This is a genomic window from Bacillus sp. MUM 116, assembly GCF_001866655.1.
Classification (GTDB): domain Bacteria; phylum Bacillota; class Bacilli; order Bacillales; family Cytobacillaceae; genus Neobacillus.
The window spans coordinates 1-8654 of the sequence record NZ_MLYR01000194.1 but is presented as its reverse complement, the minus strand read 5'-3'; the positions used below and the strand labels follow the sequence as shown (position 1 = coordinate 8654).

The following is an 8654-nucleotide window of genomic DNA, read 5'->3' as shown; positions in this document are numbered from 1 at the left end:
GCGAAAATTGCCTAGAAACTTAAATATTTGACCCTCATTAAGGTCCAAAAGCAACAAAGTTTCCGAAAAGAGCCATTATAAAAGAGCAATTACATTTATTGAATAAAAGAATTCAATATAACCAAGAATAAAATGACAACTGTTTTAGGAGTGAAGGAAATGAATGCGAATCGTGTAAAACAAATTCTGTCTTCGTCAGCAGATATTGAAGTAAAATATAATGGTGCTTCGGTTTGGATTGACCAATTACACGAAGATGGAAAAACAGCAACGGTTCATTTACGAGGACCCCTAGAGGAAAGATCCAATGTTGAAATTCATGAGCTAGTTGAAGAATGATTTTTTCCAACCATCTATTTTGTTATAGGTGGTTTTTTTAAGGCTGTGTTAAATTTGTCTGTTGATTTCCGCTCCAATCAACAGGGCTAGAAAATCAACAATATCCTTTAACACAGCCTTTTTAAAATAAATAAGACAGGAAATTTTCCTGCCTTATACCATGTCTTCATTTTCTTTTTCAATTTCACTTGGTTGGGGCTGTTCATTTGAAACAACACTTCCAAGTACTTCCCTATCCATCCTGCCGGCATCTTTTCCGGCTCCCGGTGCGATATGTGACATTGGTAGTTGTTCTAATTCTTTCCCTCTTGGCATCCTAGCTCACTCCTTTAATCTTAGGGTGTGCATTTTCAGTCGGTTTTACACTTCTGCTTTAATAATTGCAGATTTTGCAAGCAACTGTATCGTCATATCATCCATCGGGGGATTGTGAAGCCCTGCCCTTACATCACGATAATAGCGTTGTAATGGATTTTTTAAGGAAAGGCTTTTTGCGCCGACAATTCGCATCGCAAGATCAACAACCTCAATTGCCAAATTGGTGACCGTCATTTTTGCAGCGCCCAATTGCGGCCCCAATTGGGCACGTTCCACTAAATTAGAGGAGTCCCATTGTTTTGCAACTGAATACAAAAAATATTCAGACTGCATGATCCTCCACTCTATTTCCCCGATTTTTTGTTGTACATTTGGCAATTCGATAATTGCACCTTTAATACTGCTTGGAGAATATTCTTTTGCAAATTGGATGCAATAGTTTTTCGCCGCTTTCGCAATCCCAAGATAGCATGCCGGGATATGGAGGAGCCATCCGCTTGGTTTTTTTCCTTCACCACCAAGTTTCTCTACAAAGTAGTTATCAGGAACTTTGACATTATTTAAGATTAAATCATGGCTTCCTGTACCTCTCATGGCAATACTATCCCAGGTTTCTTCGATCGAAATTCCTTGGGCCGAACGAGGAATAAGAAAATTCCCAACCTGGTCCGCTTCTTTAATGGCTGCACTGACAATAAAATAATCAAGGACAGGAGACATAGTTGTAAAGGTCTTTCTGCCTGTTATCATCCAGCCGCCCTCTACTTTTACCGCAGCCGTTTCCGGCCTGCCCCCTCTTGTTGGACTTCCCGTATTCGTTTCAGTTGCAGCACTGTTAATTAATGCCCCTTTCTTAACCTCCTCGCAAAGCATTTTGAATACAGACTCTTCCCAATTTCCTTTTTCACCCAGATTCATTATGATTCCCATATGCCAGCCAATTGAAAGCGCTGTTGCCCCATCCCCCTCGGCAATTTTTTCTTGCAGACGGAGGAGATCATATAAAGATATTCCTTCACCGTCATACATTCTAGGAATCGATAAGGCTGTGTATCCAGACTGCTTAAGATCTTCAATATTCGCATAAGGGAAAGTTCCTTCTACATCCACCTGATGTGCCCGAACATAAAATTGTTTGGCCAAAATGCTCATCATTTCAAGCCGTTCTTCGATTGTATCTTTCTCTATAAAATTCATTTCATCCTCTCCAATTCATAAAAACCATCCATTTATTTTGGGATGGTTTTTTCTATACCTTCTATTCTATATTTGAAAATTGCTCTAAATCACGATTTTCCCCAATTACAACAAGGACATCGCCTTGATCAATGATCTTATCAGGAGATGGAGTAATATTGATATCATGCCCATGGCGAATCGCAATCACCGTTAGATTAAACCTCGCACGCAAGTCAAGTTCTCTGAGTGACTTACCTGTCATTTTTTCAGGAATTTTTACTTCCTCCACACTGTAATCCTTTGAGATTTCAATAAAATTTAATACATTTGGCGAGAGAAGCTGATGCGCTACCCTTATTCCCATATCTCTCTCGGGAAAAACTACCCAATCAGCTCCCACTTTTCTAAGGACCTGACCATGCAGTTTATTTAGTGCTTTGGCAATGACTTTTTTAACCCCCAGTTCTTTTAAAAGAAGGACACTTAAAATGCTTGCTTGAATGTCATTTCCAATTGCGACAATAACCGTATCGAAATTACGGATGCCAATGGATTTTAGCGCCTCAGCATCTGTCGAATCGGCAATTATTGCGTGTGTTGTATAAGGATGGGAATCCTCGACTCGCTCCTCATTTACATCCACACCAAGAACTTCTTTACCCGATTCAAATAATTTTCGCGCAATACTAATGCCAAATCTCCCCAATCCTATTACTGCATATTGTTCTGTCATGGAAATCAACCTCCTTCCGTATATTTAGCCAATGATGATTTTTCCCTTAGGGTAGCGGAACGCATCTGGATTTCTTCTTATTGTTACTGCATAAGCAACCGTTAGTGGGCCCACCCTGCCTGCAAACATTGTAAATGTAATTAATCCCTTACCAATAGGAGATAATTCGCGAGATAAATCAAGTGATAAACCAACGGTTCCAAAGGCAGAGGTTGCTTCAAATAAAAGCCTAATAAAATCTTTTCCTGGTTCAGTAATGGTTAATAGCATCGTAATAATTAAGACAAGAAATAATGCACTGAAGGTTACAGTTAAAGCTTTATAAATGGTTTCATAAACAATACGCTGGCGGTAAAAAATAACATCTTCTTTTCCTCGTATCTGCGACCAGACGGCACCCAACAACGTCGTGAATGTAGTAGTTTTGATACCTCCTCCAGTAGAACCGGGTGATGCCCCGATAAACATTAAAAACATAATTAATAATATTGATGATTGTGTCATATCCGTAAGATTTAAAGTATTCGCTCCATCCGTTCTAGCTGCAACCGATTGAAATAGTGCACCAAGTATTTTCCCCGATAAGGACAACGGCTTTAATGTTTTTGCATTCGAAAATTCAAATAAAAAGATTAGAAATGTACCGCCGACTAATAAAAAGAAACTTGTAACTAAGACAATTTTCGAATGAAGCGATAATCGTTTTGATTTACGGAATTCAAACAGTTCATTTAAAACAATAAATCCAATTCCCCCTATTGTTATTAGAGAGCAAATGGTCAATACCACTGTTGGGTCGGCAACATAACCGGTCAGACTATTAAAATGTCCCATTAAATCAAACCCGGCATTATTGAAATTGGAAATAGAATGAAAAATACCGTAGTAAATTGCCTTTCCAATTGGCATATCAAAAGAAAATCGCAGTGCAAGTAATATGGCACCAATCAGTTCAATTACTCCTGTAAAAATTAAAATTCGTCTTGCTAACCTAACGATGCCTTCCATCGAAAGATTATTAAGTGATTCTTGAAGCAGGATTCTTTCCTTTAATGAAATTCTTTTTCCTAGCAAAAAGGCAAACAATGTAGCAAATGTCATGAATCCTAACCCGCCGATTTGAATCAGCGATAAAATGACCAACTGGCCGAAGATGGTAAAAGTAGTACCGGTATCGACCACAACAAGTCCTGTTACACATGTGGCAGATGTTGCCGTAAATAATGCATTAAGAAAAGATAACCCTTTTCCGCTTGTAGTGGCTACAGGCAAGGTTAACAGTAAAGCACCAATTAAAATAATCAAGGCAAAACCGAGGACCAGTATTTTCGGTGGGTCAAGATAAAATTTTTTTCTCTGCATAGTTTTCTCCTAACCTAATATGGCGTTCTATAATAAATATCTTACATAAATATAAATCATAGAGATGAAAATGGATATTAACATTAATGGAAAACCAACTTTTAAATATTTCATAAATGTTATATGGTACCCTTCCTTTGAGGCAATACCGGCTACCACCAGATTGGCACTGGCACCAATCAAGGTTCCATTTCCGCCTAGACATGCTCCTAGTGAAAGGCTCCACCATAATGGATCTAAGTTGGTAATACCCAAATTCCCCATTTCTTTAATCATTGGAATCATCGTAGCAACAAATGGAATATTATCAACAAATGCAGAAATAATTGCACTCATCCAAAGAATTAAAATAGTAGTGGCTTTTAATTCTCCCCCTGTGAGATCAATAGCTTTTTTAGCAACTGCAGCAACAAGACCGGTTTCAACCAAACCTCCAACAATGACAAATAAACCAATGAAGAAGAAAAGGGTTGTCCATTCTACTTTTTCCAACACGGTTACTAAATATTTATCCCCGGTTAGTAAAAGCAAAATAGAGGCTCCAATTAAGGCAATTGTTGCTGTTTCGATATGTATCATTTGATGGGCAAAAAATCCAGCCAATGTTAGGACGATAACGAATAAACATTTTGCCAGTAAATCAAAATCTTTCAGTTCTTGTTTCGCATTTTTAACTAGTAAATGTTTTATTAATTCATTGGTAGTTTTTAATTGTTTCTTATATATTAATGAAAAAATAAAAATGGTAATAACCAGGATAATGAAATTAATGAATGCAAGATTATAAATAAAGGTCATAAAATCTAACTCTTTAACGGCACTTCCAATCATCAGGTTCGGCGGATCCCCAATCATTGTCGCGGTTCCGCCAATATTCGAGGCGAATATTTCCGACATTAAAAATGGAATGGGGTGAACTTTTAACTGGTGTGTGATACTTAAGGTAACCGGAACAACGAGAAGAACTGTTGTAACATTATCAAGAAAGGCCGATGCAACGGCTGTAATTAAACTTAATGCAACTAAAATCCTTACAGGTTCTCCTTTTACCTTCTGTGCGGACCAAACCGCAATAAATTCAAAAACACCTGTTTGTGCTGTTATGCCAACAATAATCATCATTCCTACTAAAAGACCAATCGTATTAAAATCAATATGGTGGACGGCTGCCTTCTGATCAAGTATCCCGAAAGCAACCATTAAAAGACCACCCAGCATAGCAATCGTCGCCCGGTGAATTTTTTCCGAAATAATTGCTGCATATGTAAATAAAAAAATAACCAAGGCAATCCACTCTTGAGATCGCATGCCTTTACTCCCCCTTTATAGACAAGCGTTTTTTCTGAGTTCTACCGCTTTTCCATACAAAAAAATATACTACTCTCGTTTATATAAGTAAATATTAATTATTTTTAAAAAAATCAAATAGCTTTTTTCAAAAAAAGATATTTAGAAACTTCTTGAATGTAAATAAAGAAATATTATTGAAAGCTTTGTGTCAAACTTCACTGTATATTCCCGAAAAATCACCTATAATGAAATTTCTTCCACATAAAAGCATAAATTGTTGGAAACCTCATTCATTCGATTATGAATCAATAATTAGGGGGGATTTGAATGAATCAAGGAAAAAAACAACTCTTTATTCAAACTGGAAGCCTTGTTGCCGGTTTTATGGTTTGGGTGCTCATTTCTTCGTTAATGCCATTTATTAAAGCGGATATTCACCTTTCATCAACCCAAATCGCATGGGCCACGGCGATTCCAGTCATCCTCGGTTCCATCCTAAGGGTTCCTATTGGTTTTTGGACCAACCGCTTTGGCGCAAGAGCTTTGTTTACAATCAGTTTTCTAGTTCTGCTAATACCGATTGCTGTCCTTAGCTTCGCTAATTCTTTTGCCATGCTTATAGCTGGAGGTTTTTTACTTGGTATAGGCGGTGCACTATTTTCCATCGGTGTTACCTCATTACCAAAATATTATGAGAAAAAAAAGCATGGATTTATTAATGGGATTTATGGTGCTGGAAATATCGGAACGGCTATCACATCGTTTTCCGCTCCAGTACTAGCCACTGCATATGGATGGAGAATCACCATTAAAATCTTTCTTATTCTAGTCTTAATTTTTGCTGTACTAAATTTTCTATTAGGCGACCGAAAAGAACAAAAAGTAAAAAACTCCTTTTCCGTTGTCATTAAAGAAGTTTATCGAAATCCTAGGTTGTGGCTTTTAAGTTTATTTTATTTTATCACCTTCGGTTCATTTGTAGCATTTACCATTTATTTGCCGTCCTTTTTAGTGAATCATTTTGAATTAGAAAAAGTGGATGCAGGATTGCGTACAGCAGGTTTTATTGGCATCGCCACACTCTTAAGGCCTGTGGGCGGCTGGCTTGGCGATAGACTGAATCCATTGTTTATTTTAATGTTTGTTTTCTTTTGGCTTACTTTTGCCGGTTTTCTCTTGTCCTTTACCCCTTCTTTGCCAATCTACTCCTTTGGGTGTATATTAGTTGCTTTTTGTGCTGGTATTGGCAATGGAGCCATATTTAAACTGGTCCCATTGTTCTTTTCAAAGCAGGCAGGGGTGGCCAATGGGATTGTATCCGCTATGGGTGGCCTCGGAGGTTTTTTCCCGCCATTAATTCTAACCATTCTGTTTAATTGGACCGGGCATTATGCGATTGGCTTTATGTCCTTGTCTGAAATTTCCTTATCAAGCTTAGTATTAGTTGTCTGGCTTTACTATCAAGATAAACTTGATATTTCAAATAAAATTGTTAATCATGCGGTTGATGGCATTGTAGTAACAGATTTAAATGGAATTATTCAAAAAATAAATCCAGCTTTTACAAAAATAACGGGTTATAACCAAGACGAAGTTGTAGGAAAGACACCAAGCGTCCTCCAATCGGGAGAACACAACAACGAATTTTATAAAAGCATGTGGGATCGATTGAAATTAGAAGGATATTGGGAAGGACATATTTGGAATAAACGTAAAAATCATGAGATATATCGGGAATGGTTAACGATTACCGCCATTAAAGATGAATCAGGTGAAACAAAAAATTATATTGGGATGTTCAGTGAAAAACGCGAAGAGGATAAAAAGAAATAAAGAAGATGCAGCAGCTTTCCAACGGGAAGGCTGTTTTTCTTTGCACATTTTCAACTAATCGAAATGGCTTTTTGACAACTTTTTGACTTTGAACCCATGTTCACAGTTCCTTCACCAAATTTGTGACGAACATCACAAATCTTATGTTACCTTCTGTTTTATAGTTTTAATATAAACAACAAGCAAAAAATAAATTTTAATAACTAGGAGGAATCCATAATGGCACGAATAAATTATTGGAATCCAGAAGACGAAAAATTTTGGAAAACGGAAGGAAGGAAACACGCACAAAGAAATCTATGGATCTCTGTACCATCATTAATGCTGGCTTTCATCGTTTGGCAAATCTGGTCGGTGGTTGCAGTAAGACTAAACGATATTGGCTTCCATTATACAGAAGAACAACTATTTACTCTTGCTGCAATACCTGGACTTGTAGGTGCGACGCTACGCTTTATTTATACTTTTGCAGGCGGTACATTCGGTGGCAAGAACTGGACGGTCATTTCAACAGCGATTTTAGCAGTCCCTGCCATAGGAATTGGTTTTGCAGTACAAAATCCTGACACACCATTTTCAGTAATGCTTTTGTTGGCTGCACTTTGTGGTCTAGGCGGCGGAAACTTTTCATCATCTTCCGCTAATATCAGCTTTTTCTTCCCGAAAAGAGAAAAAGGTACTGCACTTGGAATTAATGGCGGCTTAGGAAATATGGGTGTTTCAGTCGTTCAATTCGTAACACCATTAATCATTACATCAAGCACATTTGCGTTGGTTGGTGGAAAACAGGTATTACCTACTGGACAACATGTTTGGTTACAAAATGCAGCATTTATCTGGGTGATCCCGATTGTTATTGTTACACTACTTGCTTTATTTAAAATGGATAACGTCCCAAATGCAAAACAATCAGTTGCAGATCAATTTGTGATTGTAAAACGTAAGCATACCTGGGTTATGACAATCCTTTATATCGCTACATTTGGTTCCTTTATTGGTTACTCTGCAGCATTCCCGCTTCTATTAAAATCTCAGTTTCCTGAGCACCTATCATTAGCATTCCTAGGTGCATTGGTGGCGGCAGCAGCAAGGCCTGTCGGTGGCTGGTTGGCCGATAAGCTTGGCGGTGCAATAGTAACGGCGTATGTCTTTGTTGTCATGGCAATTGGCGCATTAGGTGTCATTTACTTCTTAAATGGAAAACAATTTTCTGGTTTCTTAGTTTCTTTCTTATTGCTATTCCTTGCTTCAGGAATTGGTTCCGGGTCAACATTCCAAATGATTCCGAATATCTTTGTTCCAAAAGAAGCAGCACCAGTTATCGGTTTTTCAGCAGCATTTGCAGCCTATGGTTCATTCTTTATTCCTAAACTCTTTGGCTGGTCTGTTAATACTACAGGGACTCCTGTAACTGCATTCTACTTCTTTATCGGTTTCTATGTAATTAGTTTCGCATTAAACTGGTTCTACTATCAAAGAAAATCTACAGCAGCAAAAACATTTGCTAAACAAGCCGGTTAATAACCGGCTTGTTTTTATTTATTTTTAAAAAAACACTGCCAGCCTGATCTGACCCAATAAAGTTAGACATATAGTTTAG

8 protein-coding genes are annotated in these 8654 nt (G+C 37.7%); 3 read left to right on the top strand and 5 right to left on the bottom strand.

Going from position 1 to position 8654, the window contains the following annotated elements:
* The first annotated feature begins 159 nt into the window (after positions 1-159).
* The gene (locus BIV60_RS27885; RefSeq protein WP_071358912.1) at positions 160-339 is read left to right on the top strand and encodes an H-type small acid-soluble spore protein; all 180 of its coding nucleotides are present in this window, start codon (positions 160-162) and stop codon (positions 337-339) included.
* A gap of 153 nt (positions 340-492) precedes the next feature.
* On the opposite strand, the gene BIV60_RS30010 is transcribed toward BIV60_RS27885, so the two are convergent.
* The 5 genes from BIV60_RS30010 to BIV60_RS27865 form a co-directional block, all read right to left on the bottom strand.
* Complete coding sequence (locus BIV60_RS30010) at positions 493-654, bottom strand: hypothetical protein (RefSeq protein ID WP_177177422.1); 162 nt, start codon at positions 652-654, stop codon at positions 493-495.
* A gap of 45 nt (positions 655-699) precedes the next feature.
* Positions 700-1854, bottom strand: coding sequence for an acyl-CoA dehydrogenase family protein (locus BIV60_RS27880; protein WP_071358911.1), 1155 nt, complete (start codon positions 1852-1854; stop codon positions 700-702).
* Between the two features lie 61 nt (positions 1855-1915).
* On the bottom strand, positions 1916-2569 hold the full coding sequence (locus tag BIV60_RS27875) for a potassium channel family protein (RefSeq protein ID WP_071358910.1): 654 nt from the start codon (positions 2567-2569) through the stop codon (positions 1916-1918).
* A gap of 24 nt (positions 2570-2593) precedes the next feature.
* Positions 2594-3931: a TrkH family potassium uptake protein gene (locus tag BIV60_RS27870; protein ID WP_071358909.1), complete on the bottom strand. Its 1338-nt coding sequence runs from the start codon at positions 3929-3931 to the stop codon at positions 2594-2596.
* 27 nt (positions 3932-3958) lie between these two features.
* On the bottom strand, positions 3959-5239 hold the full coding sequence (locus tag BIV60_RS27865; RefSeq protein WP_071358908.1) for an ArsB/NhaD family transporter: 1281 nt from the start codon (positions 5237-5239) through the stop codon (positions 3959-3961).
* A 309-nt stretch (positions 5240-5548) separates the two neighbouring features.
* Between BIV60_RS27865 and BIV60_RS27860 the strand changes: the two genes are divergently transcribed.
* Together BIV60_RS27860 and BIV60_RS27855 are read left to right on the top strand one after the other, a co-directional pair.
* Positions 5549-7054 carry a nitrate/nitrite transporter gene (locus BIV60_RS27860; RefSeq protein ID WP_071358907.1) on the top strand — a complete coding sequence of 502 codons (1506 nt, stop codon included), beginning with the start codon at positions 5549-5551 and terminating at the stop codon, positions 7052-7054.
* 219 nt (positions 7055-7273) lie between these two features.
* Complete coding sequence (locus BIV60_RS27855; RefSeq protein WP_071358906.1) at positions 7274-8575, top strand: NarK family nitrate/nitrite MFS transporter; 1302 nt, start codon at positions 7274-7276, stop codon at positions 8573-8575.
* Positions 8576-8654: the final 79 nt, after the last annotated feature.

Coding starts and splice junctions, on each gene's coding strand:
- BIV60_RS27885 (WP_071358912.1), top strand. CDS start 160: ATGAATGCGAATCGTGTAAAACAAATTCTGTCTTCGTCAGCAGATATT.
- BIV60_RS30010 (WP_177177422.1), bottom strand. CDS start 654: ATGCCAAGAGGGAAAGAATTAGAACAACTACCAATGTCACATATCGCA.
- BIV60_RS27880 (WP_071358911.1), bottom strand. CDS start 1,854: ATGAATTTTATAGAGAAAGATACAATCGAAGAACGGCTTGAAATGATG.
- BIV60_RS27875 (WP_071358910.1), bottom strand. CDS start 2,569: ATGACAGAACAATATGCAGTAATAGGATTGGGGAGATTTGGCATTAGT.
- BIV60_RS27870 (WP_071358909.1), bottom strand. CDS start 3,931: ATGCAGAGAAAAAAATTTTATCTTGACCCACCGAAAATACTGGTCCTC.
- BIV60_RS27865 (WP_071358908.1), bottom strand. CDS start 5,239: ATGCGATCTCAAGAGTGGATTGCCTTGGTTATTTTTTTATTTACATAT.
- BIV60_RS27860 (WP_071358907.1), top strand. CDS start 5,549: ATGAATCAAGGAAAAAAACAACTCTTTATTCAAACTGGAAGCCTTGTT.
- BIV60_RS27855 (WP_071358906.1), top strand. CDS start 7,274: ATGGCACGAATAAATTATTGGAATCCAGAAGACGAAAAATTTTGGAAA.